The 22,578-nt window shown below is 47.7% G+C and carries 17 protein-coding genes; 13 read left to right on the top strand and 4 right to left on the bottom strand.

Going from position 1 to position 22,578, the window contains the following annotated elements:
- Window positions 1-96 precede the first annotated feature (96 nt).
- The 6 genes from AC1DXC_RS01705 (at window position 97) to AC1DXC_RS01730 (ending at window position 4,771) form a co-directional block, all read left to right on the top strand.
- On the top strand, window positions 97-888 hold the full coding sequence (locus AC1DXC_RS01705; RefSeq protein ID WP_477457393.1) for a shikimate dehydrogenase family protein: 792 nt from the start codon (window positions 97-99) through the stop codon (window positions 886-888).
- Between the two features lie 5 nt (window positions 889-893).
- Window positions 894-1,472 carry a gliding motility lipoprotein GldD gene (gene gldD, locus AC1DXC_RS01710; RefSeq protein ID WP_477457394.1) on the top strand — a complete coding sequence of 193 codons (579 nt, stop codon included), beginning with the start codon at window positions 894-896 and terminating at the stop codon, window positions 1,470-1,472.
- A 123-nt stretch (window positions 1,473-1,595) separates the two neighbouring features.
- On the top strand, window positions 1,596-2,231 hold the full coding sequence (locus tag AC1DXC_RS01715) for an MBL fold metallo-hydrolase (protein WP_477457395.1): 636 nt from the start codon (window positions 1,596-1,598) through the stop codon (window positions 2,229-2,231).
- A 3-nt stretch (window positions 2,232-2,234) separates the two neighbouring features.
- A complete protein-coding gene (locus AC1DXC_RS01720) occupies window positions 2,235-3,461 on the top strand; it encodes an ABC transporter permease (protein ID WP_477457396.1) in 1,227 nt (408 codons plus the stop codon).
- A 222-nt stretch (window positions 3,462-3,683) separates the two neighbouring features.
- On the top strand, window positions 3,684-4,064 hold the full coding sequence (rbfA, locus tag AC1DXC_RS01725) for a 30S ribosome-binding factor RbfA (protein ID WP_477457397.1): 381 nt from the start codon (window positions 3,684-3,686) through the stop codon (window positions 4,062-4,064).
- Window positions 4,065-4,069: 5 nt separating this feature from the next.
- Window positions 4,070-4,771, top strand: coding sequence for a peptidoglycan DD-metalloendopeptidase family protein (locus tag AC1DXC_RS01730; RefSeq protein WP_477457398.1), 702 nt, complete (start codon window positions 4,070-4,072; stop codon window positions 4,769-4,771).
- Here the strand turns inward: AC1DXC_RS01730 and AC1DXC_RS01735 are convergent.
- Entirely contained in the window at window positions 4,768-6,639 is a 1,872-nt protein-coding gene (locus AC1DXC_RS01735; protein ID WP_477457399.1) for a DUF4153 domain-containing protein, read from the bottom strand. The two genes, AC1DXC_RS01730 and AC1DXC_RS01735, sit on opposite strands and share 4 nt — an antisense overlap.
- Before the next feature lie 127 nt (window positions 6,640-6,766).
- Here AC1DXC_RS01735 and AC1DXC_RS01740 point away from each other — a divergent pair, with 127 nt between their 5' ends.
- Window positions 6,767-7,750 (top strand): pyruvate dehydrogenase complex E1 component subunit beta, encoded by a 984-nt coding sequence (locus AC1DXC_RS01740; protein WP_477457400.1) that lies wholly within the window; start codon window positions 6,767-6,769, stop codon window positions 7,748-7,750.
- Between the two features lie 244 nt (window positions 7,751-7,994).
- On the opposite strand, the gene AC1DXC_RS01745 is transcribed toward AC1DXC_RS01740, so the two are convergent.
- Window positions 7,995-10,430, bottom strand: coding sequence for a hypothetical protein (locus tag AC1DXC_RS01745; RefSeq protein WP_477457401.1), 2,436 nt, complete (start codon window positions 10,428-10,430; stop codon window positions 7,995-7,997).
- Window positions 10,431-10,436: 6 nt separating this feature from the next.
- Window positions 10,437-12,884 carry a TonB-dependent receptor plug domain-containing protein gene (locus AC1DXC_RS01750; RefSeq protein WP_477457402.1) on the bottom strand — a complete coding sequence of 816 codons (2,448 nt, stop codon included), beginning with the start codon at window positions 12,882-12,884 and terminating at the stop codon, window positions 10,437-10,439.
- Window positions 12,885-13,046: 162 nt separating this feature from the next.
- On the opposite strand from AC1DXC_RS01750, the gene AC1DXC_RS01755 reads away from it, so the two are divergent.
- Together AC1DXC_RS01755 and AC1DXC_RS01760 are read left to right on the top strand one after the other, a co-directional pair.
- Complete coding sequence (locus tag AC1DXC_RS01755) at window positions 13,047-13,265, top strand: zinc ribbon domain-containing protein YjdM (protein WP_348082560.1); 219 nt, start codon at window positions 13,047-13,049, stop codon at window positions 13,263-13,265.
- Window positions 13,266-13,371: 106 nt separating this feature from the next.
- Complete coding sequence (locus AC1DXC_RS01760) at window positions 13,372-13,605, top strand: hypothetical protein (RefSeq protein ID WP_477457403.1); 234 nt, start codon at window positions 13,372-13,374, stop codon at window positions 13,603-13,605.
- 16 nt (window positions 13,606-13,621) lie between these two features.
- On the opposite strand, the gene AC1DXC_RS01765 is transcribed toward AC1DXC_RS01760, so the two are convergent.
- The gene (locus tag AC1DXC_RS01765; RefSeq protein ID WP_477457404.1) at window positions 13,622-14,278 is read right to left on the bottom strand and encodes a metal-dependent transcriptional regulator; all 657 of its coding nucleotides are present in this window, start codon (window positions 14,276-14,278) and stop codon (window positions 13,622-13,624) included.
- Window positions 14,279-14,401: 123 nt separating this feature from the next.
- On the opposite strand from AC1DXC_RS01765, the gene AC1DXC_RS01770 reads away from it, so the two are divergent.
- The 4 genes from AC1DXC_RS01770 (at window position 14,402) to AC1DXC_RS01785 (ending at window position 22,429) form a co-directional block, all read left to right on the top strand.
- Entirely contained in the window at window positions 14,402-16,861 is a 2,460-nt protein-coding gene (locus tag AC1DXC_RS01770; protein ID WP_477457405.1) for a TonB-dependent receptor, read from the top strand.
- Between the two features lie 118 nt (window positions 16,862-16,979).
- Window positions 16,980-19,163 carry a hypothetical protein gene (locus tag AC1DXC_RS01775; protein WP_477457406.1) on the top strand — a complete coding sequence of 728 codons (2,184 nt, stop codon included), beginning with the start codon at window positions 16,980-16,982 and terminating at the stop codon, window positions 19,161-19,163.
- A gap of 223 nt (window positions 19,164-19,386) precedes the next feature.
- Window positions 19,387-19,995: a GIN domain-containing protein gene (locus AC1DXC_RS01780; RefSeq protein WP_477457407.1), complete on the top strand. Its 609-nt coding sequence runs from the start codon at window positions 19,387-19,389 to the stop codon at window positions 19,993-19,995.
- A 160-nt stretch (window positions 19,996-20,155) separates the two neighbouring features.
- Window positions 20,156-22,429 (top strand): Tex family protein, encoded by a 2,274-nt coding sequence (locus tag AC1DXC_RS01785; protein WP_477457408.1) that lies wholly within the window; start codon window positions 20,156-20,158, stop codon window positions 22,427-22,429.
- Window positions 22,430-22,578 lie beyond the last annotated feature (149 nt).

Genomic DNA, 22,578 nt, shown 5'->3' on the forward strand with positions numbered 1-22,578 from the left:
CACAGCCTTCGCGGTTGATAATAAAATTATAAATCCTCGTGCTTTGTTGGTAATATTACCGCATTAAACCCTTCGGTTTAAATTATAACCGCCAACATGAAAAATTACGGGCTCATCGGCTATCCGCTTTCGCATTCGTTCTCCAAAAAATACTTTACCGAGAAATTCATCGCCGAAAAGATAAAGCATACGGCCTATGACCTGTATCCCCTGGAACATATTAAAGAGTTACCCACCCTGCTGCACCAAAACCCCAACCTTTGCGGCCTTAACGTTACCATCCCCCACAAGGTGAACGTGATGAAATACCTGGATTGGATAGAGCACGACGCTAAAACCGCCGGGGCGGTGAACTGCATCAAGGTAATTGCAGAAAGCCCGGTGTCCGCTGCATTTTCGGGCGAATTGGGCATCAAAGGCCACGATTTCAGGCTGGAGGGCTATAATACGGATATATACGGCTTCGACGGTTCACTTAGTCCGTTGTTGAATCACCATCACGATAAGGCCCTGATATTAGGCGATGGCGGCGCGGCCAGGGCCGTGAAATGCGTGCTGGAAAACAAGGGCATCGATTATGTGAGCGTTACCCGCAAACCCGCCGAGGGCAATATTCTTTTCAGCGAACTTACGCCTCACCATATAGCCGCTTATAAGCTCATCATCAATACCACGCCCCTGGGCACATATCCAAATGTAGATGAATGCCCGCCCATACCCTACGAAGCGATAGGCCACCACCACCTCCTGTTCGACCTGGTGTACAACCCGCCGCTTACCCTGTTTATGAAAAAAGGCCAGGAACGTGGCGCGGCTACCAAAAATGGCTACGAAATGTTAGTATTGCAGGCCGAGAAAGCCTGGGAAATTTGGAACACAAACGATTAATTCCCGTGAAAAAAGCTGCTTTTTCTTTAATTATCTTGTTTATCGCGGCCTGCGGCGGTCAGCCCGATTATTCGCCCAAACCGCGCGGGTACTTCCGTATCGTTTACCCCAAAAAAGAATACCAGGCCTATAGCGAGGGCTGCCCCTTTACGTTCGACTATCCAAAATACGGCAGCATCGAACCTGATAAATCGCGCGGGGCCAAGCCTTGCTGGCAAAACATACAATTTGCGCAATTCAACGCCACGCTGCACCTAAGCTACCAGCCGGTAACATCCCAAAAGGAATTTAATGAGCTGGTAGAAGATGCGCATAAACTAAGCTTTAAGCACACGGTAAAAGCAACCTCTATAGATGAGGGCGTAATTGCCTACCCAAATAAAAAGGTTTACGGCATTTATTACACCATAGATGGCAACGCCGCCTCATCGGCCCAGTTTTTTTTGACGGACAGCACCAAACACTATCTCCGAGGCGCCTTATATTTCAACTCCGAGCCAAGGTTAGATTCGATACAACCCGTGCTCGATTTCCTGAAAAAGGATGTGGATGTGATGATCAAAACGTTTAAGTGGAAGCAGTAAGAAGACAGGTCTTAAGTCGAAAGTGTGGTGTTAAACTGTTTTGGTTAGACGGGCATAGATTTGATGCTTTGCTTTTACTCCTTTAGACTTTAGACTGTCGGCTTCTTAAACTACCTTTGCGCCATGGCAAACGTTCAATCCTTTGTAAATAACCCTTACCAGGAGAATACCTATATTTTATTCGACGATAGCAAGGACTGCGTGATCATAGATCCCGGCATGTACACCGCTGCCGAGCAAAATACCGTGGTAAAGTTTATTAACGATAACGGCCTTAAACCCGTTGCGCTGCTCAACACCCATTGCCATGTAGACCATGTGCTGGGCAACCGTTTCGTGTTCGACCAGTATGGGCTAAAACCGCAGTTTCACCAGGGCGAATCGGATACGCTGGCGGCCGTTGTTGCTTACGCCCCCGCAATGGGCTTTAGGTACGATGCATCGCCCCTGCCGGATACCTTCCTACCCGAAACCGGCACCATCGCTTTTGGCAATACTACCTTGCAGCTGATATTCGCGCCCGGCCATTCCCCTGCACACTTGTGTTTTTACGATGCAGATGCCAATATACTGATAGGGGGCGACGTGCTTTTCCGCAACAGCATCGGCCGTACCGATTTGCCCGGCGGCGATTACAACACCCTGGTGAAAAACATCGAAGAAAAACTTTTTGCCCTGCCCGATGATTGTACGGTGTACCCGGGCCATGGCCCCGAAACCACCATCGGCTACGAAAAACAGCACAACCCTTATCTATAACGCTTGAACACCTCCATTTACATAGCCAAAAGGTATCTGTTCAGCAAAAAACAGACGCACGCCATCAATATCATATCGGGCATATCCATGCTGGGCGTGCTGGTGGCCAGTGGCGCGCTTATCGTTATCCTCTCGGTGTTCAACGGTTTCGAAAAGGTGATCCTATCGCTCTACAGCGATTTTACGCCCGAGATTAAGATTGAGCCGCGCGAGGGCAAAACCTTCGACCCTAATACCGCCCAATTAAAACAGTTGAAGGAAGAGGGCCGCGTATTCTCTTACACGCTGGTACTGCAGGATAAAGTACTCATCAGGTATGCCGATAAGCCTTTTATTGCCACCCTAAAAGGCGTAACCGATGACTTTTTGAAGAAGAAAGAACTCGATAGCATTGTTAAGCCCGCCCCCTTTACCATAAAAGACGAGCGGTACTATTTTGCTGTAATTGGAAGCACCGTGCAAAGCAGCCTGGGCATAAGCCTGCGCGACCAGTTTACGCCGTTGCAGATATACTCGCCGCGCCGCGCCGCCGGCAGTGCCAACAACCCCCTGAGCGATTTTATTTACCGCCCCATCACGCCATCGGGGGTGTTTTCGGTACAGCAGGATTTTAACGACATGGTTGTTACCCCCATAGAGTTTGCGCGCGATTTGCTGGAAGAACCCGTAAACGTATCATCCGTAGAAATAAACCTGAAGCCCGGCACCGATATAGATGATGCGCAGGCCGACATACAGGAAAAGCTAGGCAACGGCTATGTGGTGAAGAACCGCAAGGAGCAGAATACCGGCTTGTATAAAACCATCAATTACGAACGATGGTCGATATTCATGATATTGGTATTCGTACTCATTATTGCCATATTCAATATCATCGGCTCGCTCACCATGCTGGTGATAGATAAGCGGAAAGATATTGCCATCCTCACCAGCCTGGGGGCGGGTAAACCATTAATACGGGGTATCTTTTTCTTCGAGGGGATGATGATATCGATGATAGGCTGTGCGGGCGGCATTATCCTGGGATCCATAATCTGCCTTATTCAATTACAGTTCAGCCTCATCAAAATGGGTGGGAAGATGTTGGTATTGGATGCATACCCCGTAGCCTTTAAAGCCAGCGATTATTTGCTGGTGTTCGTTACGGTATTTGTTATAGCAATAATTGCTTCGGGCATAAGCGCCAGCCTCAGCGTGAAAAGATTGGACGAGATAAAGCAGGATTTGTAGGGGAGTGGTGAATGGTGAGCGGTGAGTAGAGAGTGGTTCTTATCTATACTTGATAGGCTTAAGAGTCAAAACGAAAATCGGTGAAATCAAAAAAATCGGTGTAATCGGTGAAATCAAAAAAAATCAATGCAACCAGTACCCAAATTTACTAGCTTTAGCTTTTTACCTCGCAATACATATAATAATTCAAACTCATTTGCCTAACCGGCGTTATCAATCATCATGGAATCAAAACGTCAGCAAAAATTTGCCGGGGTAATCCAACAGGACCTGGCCGCTATATTTCAACGCGAGGGCATGAACTACCTGCCCAATACCCTGGTAACTATTACCAAAGTGCGCGTAACGCCCGATCTGGCCATCGCACGCATCTTCCTCAGTTTTTTCAACGGTACCGATAATGCACACGCACTGGCCACCATTAAGCTGCACGCATCAGAAATACGCTATAAGCTTGGTGCCCGCATTAAAGACCAGGTGCGCGTAATACCTCAGCTGGAATTTTTTGTAGACGATACCAGCGAATACGTAGAGCGCATGGATAAGATATTCGACAAAATAAGCAAAGAAGAGCGCCAGCCCGATACTACCGAAGAAAGCTAAACCCTATGGGTGCTACCGAAAAATTAGCCGCATGCCTTGGTACATACAAAGGCGTTATTGGTAAAGTTGTGGATTTTGATGCCGGTACCGACAAGCTATTCCCGCTGGACCTTACCGCCGCCAATGCCGAGCTGGACCCGGACATGGTCGCCAATACGGAGGCATTCAGTGCTTACATCGATAAAAAACTTCTGGAGCATAATTGCCGTTACGCCATTGGCGGCTATATGGAGCATCGTACTATTTACGCCCGCAGCGCGCACTTCGATACCGCGGACGAACCACGTCGCCTCCACTTAGGCGTTGATATATGGGGCGATGCTGGCACACTGGTTTACGCGCCTCTGGCAGGCATTGTCCATAGCTTTCAGGATAACAATAACTTTGGCGATTATGGGCCAACCATCATTCTGCAGCACAATTTGGATGGCTTTAACTTCTATAGCCTGTACGGGCATCTGAGCCGGACAAGCCTTGCGGGATTAGCAGTTGGGCGACACATTGAGGCAAACCAACATATTGCCACGCTGGGTAATGCCACCGAAAACGGGCATTGGCCGCCGCACCTCCACTTTCAGTTGATGCTGGATATAGCCGATGCCAAAGGCGATTATCCGGGGGTGGGCAAGTATTCAGAAAAGGAACTGCTGCGGCAGAACATCCCTAATCCCGCGCTCCTGTTAAAGGCCTCGGGCCTGTTGATTTAATCCTTTTTTACCAGGTAGTCGGCATCAATCGACCTGATGGAATATTCACCGCCATCCGTACCAAAGCTTGCCTGTTTAATCTTAAAAGTTATGGTGTAGCCTTTTATGCTTTGTGTAAGCGCAAGCATGCTATCGGGTAGTATGCGCTCTCTATCGTTAGCCTTGCCCGGTTTATCCGTTGCAAGCTGTTTTAAGTGTTTCAACACGTCAAAGTATGCAGTTTGCCCATCAATTTGCAGCGCATAGACGTTGTTGTTAACTATTTGTTTGAAACTATGCGTATTGATGGTGTAGGTTGCGGTGTCCTCGTAGTTCATATTTTCCGCTATAATAAAATCATACCCTTTTACGTCAAGTACTACCATATTCCTGATTTGGAATTTATAGGTTTTTGATTGCTCTGCAACGGTGTCTACAGTTGCATAATCGTCGTATTGCGAGAACTTATGCAGCCCGAGTTGCTTTTTTGCCCAATCGAGTTGTCGCCAACGCAACTCCCAGTCAGAAACGTCAAATGTAATGTTACCTGGGGTTTTACCAACGGCCAGCGAATCGTGTATTTTACTCAAATTTTCCTTGAAAAAAGGCTGCAGGGACGACAACCCGTGTTTGTCGATGAGGTAATCTATGGTAGAAACCGCCTGTGTTGCGTCTTCGGTTTTTATTTTATTGCTGTCTATCGGCATCAGCATATCTTTATCAAATGCCTTATATTTTATAAATAAGCCTGTCAACACCCTTTGCTGCGAATGCATAGCCACCGTGAACGCGCTTTGCGGACCATACGCCGATAGCAATATCAGCAGGGATAGAGATATGGGTATAATTTTAATGCTTTGCTTTTTGGCCACGAGGAAGTAAATCGTAATAAACAGCAGCCAAATTGCAAGCGTTATCAAAAAGTAGCGCATTTCGGTTATGCCGTACCTGAATATGCGCGTACCCGCTGCGGCGAACAACAAGCCCAGCAGAGGGATGAGCAAAAAGTAAAAGTAACGCGCATAGGTTTTGAGCCACTTATTTTCTTCGCGCTCGCGGATGGGGTAAACCAGCAGCAACGAGAGGATGCCGAACACGGCATAGCTCAATATCAGGTTTGATACCAGGCCCTTTGGCAACTCCCATTGCAGCAATATCTTTACCTCATAGGCCAGCAGTATAGCTACGTAAACCGTAGCTAGCGGTATCAGCACGTACTGCGTAAAAATCTTGAGTCCCTTGGGGTAGCTATCGTCGGTCTCAAGGCTTTCAAAATTATCGGGCACGCCGGCCAGGAAGAACAGCGTGCTGAAGATGCCCACTATCCAGGCGAAAAGTATCGAAAAAGTATCCCATTCAAATTTAAAATTAAACAGAAAATTCATGGCACCGATTGCCGCTGCGAGGCCGGCAAATAGTACGATGCCATATAAAGCGCTGGTTAAAAACCGTAAGAAAAGCGTTTTATTGAACTGCCAGAAACCATTGATGTGGCCTTTATCCGTAAAGGCTGCAAATGCCACCAGTAAGTGGAACGAAAGGCACAGCAGCGCGAAACGGATATGATCTGACCCATGCTCACCGGGGTTGATGACGAAGATAAACAGGCAGGCAACAATGGCCGTGGCTATGCGGATGAGCAGTTTTTTGCTGCCGCCAATGCCCTTGCTCTCGGTAAACAGCGTTGCAGCAAGGCTGAGCAGCAAACCCAGGTTGGCCACCAAAATGGCGCGGAGGCTCCAGTTCTCCTGTATGCGGCTGGTGTAGGTAAGCTCTATTTTGATGGTTGCCGCTACGGTGCCGGCCAGCGCGAATATCGATTCGAAGGGGAATCGCTCAACGGTTAGGCCTACGCTTTGGAACAAGTTTTTTACCGATGGGAATTTCATTGGGGAGCGGGTTTTGGTTAGGGCAATGTAACAAATAATAGATAAACAATAAGTGTATTGCGCGGCTGATTGCATTTTCCACATTTTGATTATATTTGCCATCGCAAAAACTTCATTTTAAATAATAATGAGAGAAATACAATTCAGGGAAGCGCTTAGGGAAGCCATGCAGGAAGAAATGCGCACAGACGAAAACGTGTACCTAATGGGCGAAGAGGTTGCCGAATACAACGGTGCCTACAAAGTGAGCCAGGGCATGTTGGATGAGTTTGGCGCTAAACGCGTAATAGATACACCCATCTCTGAATTGGGTTTTGCCGGTATAGGCATAGGCTCGGCCATGAACGGTTTGAAACCTATTATAGAGTTCATGACGTTCAACTTCTCGCTCGTTGCTATCGACCAGATCATCAACGGCGCAGCCAAGATCATGAGCATGAGCGGCGGCCAGTTCTCGGTGCCAATCGTATTCCGCGGGCCAACAGGCAACGCCGGTATGCTTAGCTCGCAGCACAGCCAGTGCTTCGAAAACTGGTATGCCAACTGCCCGGGCTTAAAAGTGGTTGTACCATCAAACCCTGCCGATGCAAAAGGTTTATTAAAATCATGTATCATCGACCCGGATCCTTGTATCTTCATGGAATCGGAAGTGATGTACGGCGATAAAGGCGAAGTACCCGAAGAAACATATTACATCCCAATAGGCAAAGCAGCCATAACCAAAGAAGGTACCGATGTTACCCTGGTAGGTTTCGGCAAAATAATGAAAGTGGTTAACGCCGCTGCCGCCGAACTGGAAAAAGAAGGCATCCACGCCGAGGTTATCGATCTGCGTACCGTGCGCCCTATCGATTACCCTTGCATCATCGAATCGGTTAAGAAAACAAACCGTTTGGTTATCGTAGAAGAAAGCTGGCCATTAGGTTCTATAGCTACTGAAATTGCTTTTAAAGTGCAAAAAGATGCATTCGATTACCTGGATGCGCCTATCCTGCGCATAACCGGTGGCGATGTGCCTTTGCCATACGCACCAACTTTAATACAAGAGTACCTGCCAAATGCAGACCGCGTAGTAAAAGCAGTGAAAGAAGTAATGTACGTGGCTAAATAGTTTGCAGCCAACAGATATTTTGAAAGCCTTCCCGATTGGGGAGGCTTTTTTTGTTTTGCAGAAATTGTCATTGCGAGGAGCGGCGCGAAGGAATGAGCGGGGCGCGACGTGGCAACCTCATAGGACAAGCGGATATGCAAATTCGCTCTGCTATGTGCAATGTCCTATGAGGTTGCCGCGCTTCGCTCGCAATGACAATGATTTTTATAAGCTCGGCACGGTGGCACAAATATAGGGCCGGCATCTACTCCTTCACCTCATAAATAAACTTCGCCACCCCTGCAATCCCCTCATTATTCATTCCCTCAATAATTATCTGGTATTTCCCGGTTCCGTCGGCATTAAAGAAATCGTAAGATGCATCGCCATTTTTATCGGTTGTTATCTCGGGTATCCAGTGTATGGTGCTGCGCAGATCGGGGCGGGTATGGTTGTTTATTACATCGTAGCGTGGGGCGTAAAACTCGCGGGCTTTGTAAAAACCGGGAACGGTGAGCGGTAGTACGCCGCGGGATGTGATGTCTTTTGGGTCGCGGCCGACACCTTGTTTGGTGGTAATTATTAAAACGCCATGGCTGCCATTCGTGTAGATATGGCCCTTTACGCCTAATGGTGAAAGCAGCTCAATGGTCTCTACATCAGATGAATTGATGTCGTCGACGCTGCCATCGAGCCGCTCTAAGCCATCTACTACAATCAATAAGGGGCTACTGTCTACTGAGGATACCAGCCCGCCCTTCACAAACCTTACCCCGCCCCGCAGCCTGCCGTTTAAAATATCAGATAGCATCCCGGTTTCTTTGATATCAGCCATGTGTATCACCTGGTCGGCATTGCCTGCGCCTACCCGGCTTTGGGTGCGGTAGGTAGCCGGTTTTACAGAGCGGATAACCACCTCTTTCAGTTGCCTGGCCGGCCCATCATACTTCAGATAATCGTTATGCCGGCCTTTGCTGCTTTGCAAATATGCCCGCACGATATCTGCCGACGAAGTATCGGCGGCAGCAAAGTAAACCCCGGCAGCTATCGGTGCCGGTAAGTCCGGTTTGTAAAGCAACTCGGTATTATTGCCACCTTTGGCATTCACGGCGTTTAGTACAAAGCGGGTGCTGTCATAAAATGCCAGGTTTTTAAAGCTGAAGGTGCCCGCATTGTCGGTCTTTTCCGTCAGGAACGCCCCTCCGCTGGTTGGTACCAGCGTAACCACGCCGTCTTTTACGGGCTTACCCCATATGGATTTAGCGAGCCCGGCAATACTTAAGCCCTTTTCGGCAGGGGTGGTTGGCGGCAAAACATCATTACTGAGCAATGCCTTCCAGCTGAACCGGCGGTAACCATGGGTGAGCATTACCAGGTCTAAATCGGCCTGCTTTTTTGCATCAGTGCCGGTAAAATAATACCCCGGCTCTTCAATATTCCCTTTGAGGCAGGAGGTGAGCAGCAGGTAAGTCAGGATGTTTTCGGCCTTATTTTCGTCAATAACCACTTTGCTTCTGTCGATTACCGCTACCGAAAAATGCGCCTTGTTTGCCGGGGTATCTGCTGCAGCCATATGGATGCTTACTTTTACCTGCCCGCGCGGCTTGTATTCTTTTTTATCGACGCTTACCGTGATTGCAAGCTTATCTTCCTTATCAATGAATACCAGCCGTTCGCACAGGGGCTCGCCCGTTGCCGATAGCAGCGTTATTTGCGTAATGCCCGAGCCCAGGCCGCTCTTGTTGATATCGAAACGCATATCCGGCCCGTCCATTACGTCCGAAACGGTGGTGAGCCGCCCGCCCGAATAAATGAACAGGCCCAGCGGCTGGTTTTTATGCTGTTCGTAAAACATCCGCGAAGGGTTAACGTGTACAGATATTTTTGTTACAGAATCTGAAACAGCCATGGCTACCCCATCGGCCCTTACTGCGGGCAAGGGAATACTTTGTTTGCGGCCATCGGCGAATAAAACATCGGCATGATAGGTTTCACCTTCGATGGGCACTATGTTAAATACGCCCATCCCTAAATGGGCCGATGCAAACTTTACAACCGCTTCATTATTCTTGTTGAATACGGTACCGGTTACGTCAACGCCGTTCCCTGCGGGGATAATTGCTTTAAAAGCCACTTTGCAAGGTACGCCTGCTATTAGGTCGCCACCCTCCGGGAAGAATTGGATATCGGGCACGGCAATAACAGCGTCGGATTTTTTGGACTGCGAAGGAGGTTTCAATGCCGGGTTGTTGATGATAGCCGCGACAGGTATCACCTTATCGAAAAAAAGGTCGCTGCCGTAGCTCTGCATCAGTTTGGTATAAGCGCGGATGCGGTAGTTACCCGCAGGCAAAGAATCGGGCAAGGCAAAATCGCCCCAGGCCAGGCCGTTAGAAATAGGCAGCTTTATGGCTTTGGCGATTTTATTTTGAGGGTCGACTAAATCGGCGTACAAAACGCCGCTCAATTGGCTTAGTGCGTTCTTCTCGCCCGCAACCACGTAGGCTTTAAAGTAGATGGTGTCGCTTGCGGCATAGTACGGCTTATCAAAATGCAGGTAAACTTTCTCTATTTCGTGCTGGTCGAAAAAAGCCTTCAGCCGCGCGGCCTGGTCTTTTAGGGTAGCAGGTTTAACGGTTTGCGCCAAAGACATGCTTTCACTAAAAACCAGTAATATAAAGCACAACGTAAATGTCCTCATAGCCTGCTATTCCGTAACCTCGTAGCTGAATTTAGCTGCCCCTGCAACTCCCTCATTGTTTATTCCCTCTATAATTATTTGGTACTTCCCGGTGCCATCGGCATTGTAAAAATCAAAGGAAGCATCGCCGTTTTTATCTGTGGCTATTTCGGGCACCCAGTAAATAGTGCTGCGCAGGTCGGGCCGGGTACTATTGTTTATACGGTCGTATTTAGGCGCGTAAAACTCCCGTGCTTTGTAAAACCCCGGAATAGTTAAGGGCAAAACGCCATGAGATACGATGTCTTTTGCAGCTGTGCCGGCAGCTTGTTTAGTGGTAATAATTAGCACGCCGTTTCCGCCGCTTATCCCGTATATGGTGTTACTGGCATATTTGAGCACCTCAATGGTTTCTATATCGCCAGGCGCAATATCATTGATAATAACAGGTCTTCCCGGCGACGACACCCGTTGCAAGCCGTCTACAATCACCGCCATGCCGTTGTCGCCGCCTATCTGCATTTTCGGCAGGCCACCGTTCGGATTGTCTGCATCCAAAAAATAAACCCCTCCAATACGCCCGGATAACAAGTTGGCCAGCATCCCGTGTTGCGGCAAATCGCTGCCCTTTATCGTCACGTCGGCATTGCCGGCACCTGCCAGGCTTTGTGTTCGGTAAGTTGCCTTTTTAACGTTTTTTATATCAACTTGGCTAAGCTGGATGCCTTCGGCGTTGTATTTTAAATACTCGGTATGCTGTTTTTGGCTGTTTGCCAGGTACGCATGTATAATTGCCGCGTTAGATGTATCGGTACTGGCATATAAAGCGGGCGATACCGCCGCTGCCGGCTCGGGCTTGTAGGTAAGCGTTGTGTAGCTTTTGCCCTTATCATCCACGGCATTTATTACAAAACGCGTGGTATCATAAAACGCAAGGTCTTGAAACGTAAAAGCGCCCAACTCGTTGGTACTCTGGCTCAGCAAGCCGCCACCTTTTGTACGGACAAGCGTGATAAGCCCTTTGCTTAAAGGCTTCCCGTTAGATAGGTTTGCCTGTCCGCTAATGCTTAATGCTTTTTCGGGCCGGATGGCCAGCGGTGGTAAATCGTTGTTCACAATATTTTTCCAGGTGAAGCGGCGGTAACCATGGGTAAGCATCACTAAATCGAGGTTGTTGCGGGTGGTATCGTTGCTGTTGTTAAAGTAATAACCAGGGTTTTCTATATACCCTTTAAGGCAGGAGGTAAGCAACAAGTACGTCAGGATATTTTCTTCTTTGGCCTCATTGATGTCTACTTTACTTTTGTCGACAACCGATACCGAAAAATGACCGCTCACGGGTTTCCAGTCCTGGTTTTGTACATGTATTTTTAGCATAACGTGCTCGCGTTGGCGGTAAGTGGGTTTATCGGTAAGGGCATCTATGGTTAAATTATCATGGTTATCAATAAAAACCAACCGTTCGCAAAGGGGAGTGCCATCTGCGGCCAACAGCGTTATTTGCGTAATACCCGACTGCAGGCGGCTGCTCGCCAGGTCGAATTTCATCTCCCGGTTGGTTAGCTTATCAGTAAAAGTGCTGAGTTTACCACCAGAATAAAAAAGGAGGGTAAGCGGCTGATTTTTGTTATCATGGAAGAAGCCATCGCCTGCATTGATGACTAAAGCAAGCTTGCCGGGTAAATTATTCACGGCCAGGGCAACAGCGCTGCTATCCGGGGCCGGCAGGGCAACGTTACTTTTCGACCCATCGGCAAAGGTAATTTCGGCGCGGTAGCTTTCGCCGTTACGAGGTGTGAAACCTACTATGCCCATCCCCAGGTGCGATGAGGCAAAGTTGGCGACTGCTTTCCCCGCACGGTTAAAAATTATGCCGTTTGCTGCTATCCCGGTGCCATCTGCACGTACGGCTTTAAAGGCAACTTTAGCGGAAATACCCGGCACCAAATCGCCCCCTTCCGGAAAAAATTGAATATCGGGCAAGCCGCCTTGTATGGTTACAGCGGCGTTGTTAAGGGCTTTATCGGTAATAGCAGCTATGGGTATCACCCTATCGAAAAACAGGTCGCTGCCGTAGTTCTGCATCAGTTTGGTGTAGGCGCGTATGCGGTAATTACCGGCAGGCAAAGAATCGGGCAAGGCAAAATCGCCCCAGGCAAGGCCATCGACAATAGGCAGCTTTATAGCTATGGCGATTTTGTTTTGGGGGTCAATCAAATCAGCATATAGTACGCCGCTTAATTGGGTTAAAGCGTTCTTCTCGCCCGAAGCCACATAAGCTTTAAAATAAATGGTATCGCCCACGGCGTAGTAAGGTTTATCAAAATGCAGGTAAACCTTCTCTATTTCGTGCTGGTCGAAAAATGTTTTTAAACGGTCGGCCTGCTCTTTTAAGCTGGTTGGCTTATCTGTTTGCGCAAAAGCGTAGCCAACTGAGAGTAAAACACAGGCAATGCAGACGGTTACATTTTTCATATGCTATGTAGTTTAGGTGTTTTTGATAATTGGTTATCGGCAAAGGGACTGCTGATTTTGAGCAATTTAGGAAATTATTATCAGCAAATAAAATTCATTATATCCGCCGGCATGATTATCCGCTAAGGGCAGCCATTTAAAGTTATACGTAACTTTGCCCCCATGAGCGATTTTATAGTAAAAGACAGCAACGGCAACCAATTGAACGATGGCGACAGCGTAACACTGATAAAAAGTTTAAAAGTAAAAGGCGGCGGCACCACGCTTAAGCAGGGTACCCTGGTAAAAAAAATCCGGTTGACGGACAACGACGAGGAAGTTGATTGCAAAGTAGACGGTATGAGCATTGTGCTGCGCACCGAATTTTTGAAGAAAAGATAGTTTACGTAGGAGAGTTTTGCCCGGGAACGGAACCGTATAGTGCTGTTAATTAACTTTATCTGTTAAATTAATATTAATTGTATTGTTTTTTGTGTAACTTTAAATAATGGCAACACCCGAGAACCGCAAACTAATCGTACCGCTGATGATTTTCATCGGGATGGTAGCGGTAGGCGTAAATTCCATTAACAAGGCTATCGATTCGCACCAAACCTGGCGCCTGGTAGTGGCGGTTATCCCAACCCTTATGTTCAGCGCGGCTACTATACTGGTAATTATGAAATACAAATACCAGCATAAAGAGCAGGAAGAAGGCTCTGAAAACCATCTGGACCAATAAGCTGCCGGCAGCAGCCCTAAATATCCGTCAGTATATTTTCCCCAAATTTTTGCGAAACCGTAGTGCGCTCGCCGCCTGCTATGCTTATCACCAGCGAACCATCGAAGGGTATTTTTTCTATCAATTGAATTTTTGTGCCGATGCTGATATCCAGCTTTTGCAGGTATTGCAAAAAAGCACTCGTTGTATCTTTAACAGCAGCTACGCGGCAATGCGTGCCGGGCTTAACATCGGCCAGGGTAATGGAGTGGCGTTTGGCCATTTTGCCGTTGGCCTTAGGTATTGGGTCGCCATGCGGGTCGTACTCCGGGAAACCCAGGAACTTATCCAGCCTGTCGGCCAGGGTGGCATCTTTAATATGCTCCAGGTCCTCGGCAATATCGTGTATCTCGTCCCAATGGTAACCCAGTTTCTCCAATAAAAACACCTCCCAAAGGCGGTGCCTGCGCACAATTAACGTAGCGTCTTTCTGGCCCTGAGGAGTTAACTCCACGCCTTTCTTCTTATCGTAAACAATGAGTTGCTTATCGGTAAGCTTACGTATCATATCTACTACCGATGCCGGGTTGTTGCCCAGCCACTCGGCAATAGCCGTTGGGGTAATCTTCTCGCCCTTATCCTGCCAAAGGCGGTAAATACATTTAAGATAATTTTCTTCTGATAGCGTGTGCATGGCAAATATTGGCTTGTACAAACATAAACAAAAAACATTCGTTGTAAATAAAATTAGGCTTGCCTAATTTTATTTATTTAATTACTCAATTTTTATTGATACGTTTGTGCAAAATAATATCGAATGCGCTATCTAATACTTGCCCTATATTTGCTTTGTGTATCAACTGCTTTCGCCCAAAATGGGAGTTTAACCGGCAAGGTAACTGCTAATAATGCCCCCCTGGCTTACGCCACCGTAACGATTGCAGGCACCAGGCATGGCGCTAAAACCGATGAACAGGGGCACTACCAAATCAACAATTTGCCCGCAGGCCAATACCAGGTGGTATTCAGCAGCCTGGGCTATTATCCCGAGCGCAGCAAGGCTACCATAACCGATGGCGCAGCATCATCCCTCAGCGCCGACTTAAAAGAAGGCAACGCCCAGTTGAACGAAGTGGTGGTAACCGGTGTATCGCGCGCTACGCAGCTACGCAGCAACCCGGTGCCAATTGTGGTAATGAATAAAAAAGAGATAGACCAGCATGTAAATAATAACATCATCGATGCCATTATCAAAGGCGTGCCGGGCGTTACGGCGGTTACCACGGGGCCAAATATTTCCAAGCCCTTCATCAGGGGATTGGGCTATAACCGGGTGCTGACTTTGTACGACGGCATACGCCAGGAAGGGCAGCAGTGGGGCGATGAGCACGGCATAGAGATAGACCAATACGGCATTACCCGCGCCGAGGTGATCAAAGGCCCGGCCAGCCTCACCTATGGCTCAGATGCGCTGGCCGGGGTTATCAACCTGATACCTTACATCCCTAATGGGGATGACGGCAAGCTGAATGGCGATTGGATTGCCGATTACCATAGCAATAACGGGCTCGTCGGCTCGTCGGTAGGGCTATCCTACAAAAAAGCCGACTGGAAATACGCCTTTAGGGCAACGGGGAAAATGGCGCACAACTACCAGAATAAGATAGACGGGCCGGTGTATAACTCGGCCTTTAGGGAGTACATCCTCTCGGCCATGTTGCGTACCGATAAAAAGTGGGGCTACTCACAACTGGCGGCCACTATTTACAATAACCAGCAGGAAATACCCGATGGTAGCCGCGATTCGCTTACCCGTAAATTTACCAAACAGGTTGCCGAAGGCCCGAACGACGACATCAAAAACCGCCCTTTTGCGCCCGAGGACCTGCTAAAATCATACGCCATAACACCGTTGCATCAACACATTCAGCATTACCGTATCTACAGTAAAAACGAGTTTAAACTGGGCGATGGTGTGCTTGATGCATCTATTGGCGGGCAGCAAAGCGTACGCCGCGAGTATAATCACCCCACACAACCGCAGCAGGCAGGGCTGTATGTTACGCTGAATACCCTAAATTACGATTTACGCTACAGTCCCCCGGTTTTTGCCGGTTTGGAAACCAGCTTTGGTCTCAATGGCATTTACCAGACTAACCGCAGCAAGGCGGCAACCGATTTCCCCATCCCCGATTATAATTTGTTCGATGTGGGTGGTTTCTTTTTCGCGAAAAAAACTATCGGCAATGCCGATATTTCCGGCGGTATACGGTACGATACCCGAAATATCCGTTGGGACGATTTTTATGTGGGGCCAAACCCGGGCAACGGTTTTGAGCAGCGCGTTGCGGCCAATACCCCCGGCGGTCGACTACAGTTCCCCAATTTTAACCACAACTACCATGGTATATCGGGCAGTATAGGCCTCACTTATAACCTGAACGAACGGTTGTTGCTGAAGGCCAACATTGCACGCGGCTATCGCGCACCCAACATTACCGAGATTGGCAGTAATGGCCTTGACCCGGGCGCGCACATCGTTTACCTGGGCAACCGCAGCTTTGTGCCCGAGTTTAATTTGCAGGAAGATTTGGGCATTATTGCTTACCTCAAAGATGCCGACATTACCGCCGAGCTATTCAACAACCAGGTGCAAAACTACATTTACCAGTCGCGGCTTGATGATGCCGATGGCAACCCCGTTGTTATCGTGCCCGGCAATAGCACCTACCAATACCAGCAGTCGAAAGCGCGGCTTTACGGTGCCGAGTTTACGTTAAACCTGCATCCGCATAACTTAAAGTGGCTGTCGTTTAATAACAGCCTGGCCTATGTAGTCGGTCTAAACCAAAACGAGAAGCTGGTAGCGCAAAGCAACGGTGCCGCCAAATACCTGCCCTTTATCCCGCCGCTGCATGTGCGCTCGCAGGTGGGCATTAAGTTGCAGGGTGTATATGGTATATTCAGCAAGGTAAGCTTACGTGCCGAGGCCGATATCTATTCAGCGCAACACCGCTTCTATGCCCTCCATAATACCGAAACCGCCACGCCGGGGTATACCCTAATCAATACCGGTATCAGCGCAACGGTGGGCCGTAAAGGCGGCAAGCCCCTGTTTGATTTGTTTTTGCAGGCTGATAACCTCTTCGATGTGGCCTATCAATCAAACCTCAACCGGCTCAAGTATTTCGAATACTACAATGCCTCGCCAAACGGCAGGCTGGGCATATACAACATCGGGAGGAATTTGAGCGTGAAAGTGATTGTGCCGTTTTAGGCCCAGCCCCCCGACCCCCTGAAGGGGGAGCCTTTAATTTGCTCAAAATATTTGGGGGCTTATGGAAAATGGGTAAACCCGGCATCTTGTGTATATTTAACAAACACCTTAGCCGCCGTTGAAAACATTTATAATCACCCTTGCCATAATCGCCCTGCCTGTTTGCTGTCTGGCGCAAATAACCATTAAGGACACAGCAAAACTGCCTTTTTTTAGGGATGCTGTACAGGCCTCATTTAAACAGGCCCCGCAATTTGCCGGCAGCAAATTAGATAGCATTGGCAAAGCGCTAAGGAATGGCAATAAAACGGCCCTGTTGGCTATTGCTCCTTATCTGGATAGCACCAACCAAGTAACCAGATTTTTAGGTTATCATATACTCAAGCCCCGCCAAAAAGATGTAGCCCTGGATCTCATAACTGAAAACGTCTCCTTTTTGCAAAGCGAGATTAACCTTGATACCAAAACCTCCACTTCCGATTGGCTAAAATTTATAGACGCGAATTTTGATAAAATAACCTTCGATGTAGATGCAGGCGTGTTTTTGCTGACCCCAATGAGCCGCCGGGATGTTGAAATCGAAGCGCTTGAGCTTACTTATTTACGAAATGGCGATTTACACAGGGCAGCGGATAGGCTGTTAAACTTGCCATGGCTTAAGGATGGTGATATCGACATGCTTATCGGGTTAAAAGACAATTATGCACTTTATAAAATTGCAGCCCGGCTTTACCGCAACAGATACCGCTTTGATGAATATCATAACGATGCGGCTGATTATATTAATTTGCTTCAACTGCTCACAGGGGTTGATGTCGGCGTTCGGAACGAAAAGGGCGAAATAACGCATCACATTGAAAAAGAGTTTTTTTTACCCTCGAGAGAAAATTTGCTGATTTTTTTTGCAAAAAACTATGAGGCGTTTCAATGGGATGCAACTAAAAATGTTTTTATGAATTCCGGGATAAAGGCAGCGCCACCTTTGCGGATTGCGTCTTACTTTGAACGACTACAATCGGAAACAGATACGGCCGCGATGAATGCTTTTATATATTTAACTACCTGCAATCCGGCAGAGGTCATCAAATTAGCCGATAACTATAATAAGGCATCCATAGATGCAAATGGAGAATTACCCTCCTTTCCTTATCGGTTTTTAAAGCAAATGGTTTTGTTAACGGATTATTGTAAGCGTAATAACATTGATTTTAAAGGTACAGAGAGCTTAAGGCAGTTAGTGCAAATGTTGCGAGGCGAGCTATCTTTCGCGAAAAGGAGGCAATTGGAGGATAAAATCGTTGTCAGCCTATCGTTAAAAGATATTACCGCTTTTGAGTATTGGAGCCTTTTGTACGAGCAGGATTTCCATTATACGCATTCCGCCGGGAGGATAATCGATATATTCTATTCTAAAAATTGGAGCAAAATTATTGCCGATAAAACTCAATTGAGCCTCTATTTAAAGAAATCTAAGCTATATCATGATCTGGCCATCAGCGGCACAGGCTATAATTACCTGCTAAAGTTTGTAAAAACCGGCAACCTAACCCTGGAACGCCTTAACGCTTTGAGGCCTGTTGATAACGACGTTGTTATACAACTGCCAAGGGCTATAGCGCTTACTCAATCCGGTAAAAGCGATGGTAATAAGGCGCAGAAGCCTGGCGACACAAACAGTGATAACCGAATTAAGGATTTTAAAGGCGCATTTGATAGTATATTGAGAAGCAGTACAAATAAAGACACGCTAAAGTATGCGGTTAAAGAATTACTGGAAAAAATAAATTATCAGCAAATAGGCACAGCCGTTAAGCTTTTAGAGCCGGTTAATTTTTTTAGCTGGAAGTGGGAGAAGTACGCTTTTTTAGATAGCGATTTTGGCTTCACGTTTACTGATTTTGAGGATTCGTTAGCCAGGGAGGAATTCCTAAACTATTATACCAGTCATTCGGAGTATGAGGTGTACAGCCATTACCTAAACCAAGGTGGGGTAACCTACCTGCAAGCCAATGGTAAATTAAGCTACGATAAGGTTTATGATATTTTGAAGTATAATGTTGTAACAGCCTTTGTTGGTGGCGGCGGCGGGAAGCGAAACAACGAAGTGTATTTAATGGTAAAACTTTTAGAGCTTACGTTTAAAACCACCCTGGGCTTTCCTAAAAAGCTATGCCATTCGGGCGACTTATACAGTTGCAACGCCAATGAACGGGCCAAAGAATGGATGAACTACCTCAAAGAAAAAGGGTTATTAAAGCTGCCGCATAACGAACCTTACTCGTTCTCTTACTTTGATAATTAAATCATAGCGATGGGTTTGAAAACCATCGCTATGATTTGAACTCCCTCCTACCGCAATTTCCCCCATCTTTTCGCCGACCCTTTTCTACCGTTTACCGACATAATCCCGCCGTACATCTATTAGGCCCAAAACCGCTGTAACGGATGTGGTTTGGGTGCGTCATATGTGTGTATTTAATAAAACGAAAAACACAAAAAGCACTCACAATCAAAATATTATAATCATGAAAACTCAATTCTTAACCATAGCAACCGTTCTTACTTTAGCCTTAGGTACTGTATCAACAACCTTCGCAGCAACAAACAACAAAGCCGAAGAAGAAGTTAGCACCGTGCTGACTAACGTAAGCCAGATCAAAAAAATCGAAATCCGCGGCAACGTGCAACTGTTTGTATCAGACGGCGCAGCCGACCAGGTAAAGGTTTACAACAAGTACTACGCAGAAAGCGCCATGGTGCAAAACGATAACGGTGTATTGCGCATTGCATCCTACAACGCTAAAACCTTAGTGGTTTGGGTAACTGCTGCCGATCTGCGTGCCATCTCTGCTTATGACAACTCACAAGTTAAATCATTTGGCAACTTGTCTAAAATAGAGCTGAACGTTGATTTGTTCAACAATGCATCAGCACAATTAAACCTTGATGCCTACAAAGCCAGCATCACCGTAAACGACCGCGCCAAAGCAGATATAAAAGGTAACGTTAACGAGTACACTTTAACACACGACCAATCTGCAACTGTAAATCAAAGCGAACTGGTTGCCGCGGTAAAACAAGACAAAGTAACCAACAAATTCGTAGCTGCTGCTAACGATGCCGCAGCTTTGTAAGCAACACTTTCGTAAATTCCAATATATATGTTCAGCAGAGGCCTCCGTGTAAGCGGGGGCTTTTTTGATTTAAATAAACCCGCTCATCAACATTCCTTTAAAAAATTCTAATTTGATTTGTGGCTAAAGAGTGCCAACTTCGCAGTCCGAAATTGAAAGTATGATCAATCACGATATCAAAATAGCTCAAGAGCTTTCTGTAAGTTCTAAACAGGTAAACGCAACTATCGCCTTGTTAGATGAGGGCGCAACCGTGCCCTTCATTTCCCGTTACCGCAAAGAGGTAACCGGTAGCCTTGACGAGGTGCAGGTAGCCGCCATACGCGACCGCGTGCAGCAACTGCGCGATCTGGATAAACGCCGCGAGGCCATCCTGAAATCGCTTACGGATATGGGCAAGCTTACGCCGGACCTGGAAGCGAAAATAAACGCCGCCGAAACCATGGTGCTGCTGGAGGATATTTATCTGCCCTACCGCCCAAAACGCAAAACCCGCGCAACGGCAGCCCGCGAGAAGGGCCTGCAGCCACTGGCCGACGTATTGCTGGAGCAAAAGAACTTCGACCCTGAACTGGAAGCCGGTAAATATATCGACGAGGAAAAGGGCGTAAAGAATACCGAAGAAGCCCTGGCCGGAGCACGCGATATTATTGCTGAATACATTAGCGAGCATGCCGAAACCCGCGCCAAAATGCGCGAACTGTTTACCGAGAAAGGTACATTCCAATCAAAGGTTGCCGATGGTAAGGAGGTAGAAGGCATCAAATACAAAGACTATTTCGACTGGACGGAGCCTGTTAAATCGGCACCATCACACCGTATACTGGCTATGCGCCGCGGCGAAAAGGAAGAAATCCTTTGGCTGGATGTAAAACCAACCGAAGAAGAAGCATTAGCCCTGCTGGAGCGCGAATTCATCAAAGGGCGTAACGGCGCTTCATCGCAGGTTGGCCTGGCCATCAGCGATGGATACAAGCGACTGCTGAAGCCATCGATGGAAACAGAGATACGCCTGCTCACCAAAAAGAAAGCTGACGAGGAAGCTATCCGCGTATTTGCCGAGAATGCCCGCCAGCTTTTGTTGGGCGCACCACTTGGGCAAAAACGTATGATGGCCATTGACCCCGGCTTCCGAACCGGCTGCAAGCTTGTTTGTTTGGACGAACAGGGGCAATTGTTAGAGAACACCGCCATTTACCCACACACGGGCGCAGGGCAGGCCAAAGAAGCCGAAAAAACCGTACAGCATCTGTTCGAACGATATAAAATTGAGGCTATAGCCATAGGCAACGGCACTGCAGGCCGCGAAACCGAAGTGTTTGTACGTAACCTGAATTTGCCGGGAGCAGTTATCGTAATGGTGAACGAAAGCGGGGCATCCATCTACTCGGCATCGGATGTGGCAAGGGAAGAATTCCCGGATAAGGATATTACCGTGCGCGGCGCGGTTTCCATCGGCCGCAGGCTGATGGACCCACTGGCAGAGCTGGTAAAAATCGACCCAAAATCCATCGGCGTGGGCCAGTACCAGCACGATGTGGATCAGAATAAATTGCAAACCTCGCTTGATGATACCGTCGTAAGTTGCGTAAACGCCGTTGGCGTAGAGCTGAACACGGCATCTAAACAAATATTAGCCTACGTATCGGGCCTTGGCCCGCAACTGGCACAAAACATTGTGGAGTACCGCAACCAAAACGGTGCCTTTAAACGCCGGGACCAATTGAAGAAAGTTGCCCGGCTTGGCGATAAAGCCTATGAACAAGCAGCAGGTTTCCTGCGCATACGCGGAGCCGAAAACCCTTTGGATACCAGCGCTGTGCACCCCGAGCGTTATGCGTTGGTGGAGCAAATGGCCAAAGACATGAACTGCAAAGTGCAGGATTTGATGCGCGACGACAAGCTGCGCAAATCTATCCCGCTGCAAAGGTATATTTCTGATACGGTAGGTTTGCCTACGCTAAACGATATCATGGCCGAGCTTGCCAAACCCGGCCGCGACCCGCGTGAACAGTTCGAAGCCTTCAGTTTTACTGATGGTGTTAACGGTATCAATGATTTGAAAGTGGGTATGAAACTGCCGGGCATCGTAACCAATATCACTGCCTTCGGCGCGTTTGTGGATATCGGCGTACACCAGGATGGTTTGGTACACTTAAGCCAAATCACCAACCGCTACATCAAAGATCCTAACGAAGTATTGAAGGTGCATCAAAAGGTAGAAGTTACCGTTACCGAGGTTGACGCCAACCGCAAGCGCATATCTTTATCGATGAAAGAGAACGAGAAGCGCGAAGCGCCCGTTGCTGCAAAACCGCGCGACAACCGCCCGCCACAAAAACCCTTTGTGCAGCGCCCCGCCAATAAGCCGGCTCCGGAACCGGAGATGGATATGATGAGTAAGCTGGCGGCTTTAAAAAACAAATTCAAATAGCATCAAAGGCGGGGCGACAACCCCGCCTTTGTTTTTTGTAATATGAATGGCCGTCAACAATTTTTACGGCGTTGCGGGTAAATTAGCGCAATGGTTTGCCATTGGCCGGTTTTTTTCGTATCTATGGGAATAGATTTGTTAGAACCGAC

The sequence above is a fragment of the Mucilaginibacter sp. P2_D11 genome (genome assembly GCF_056404435.1).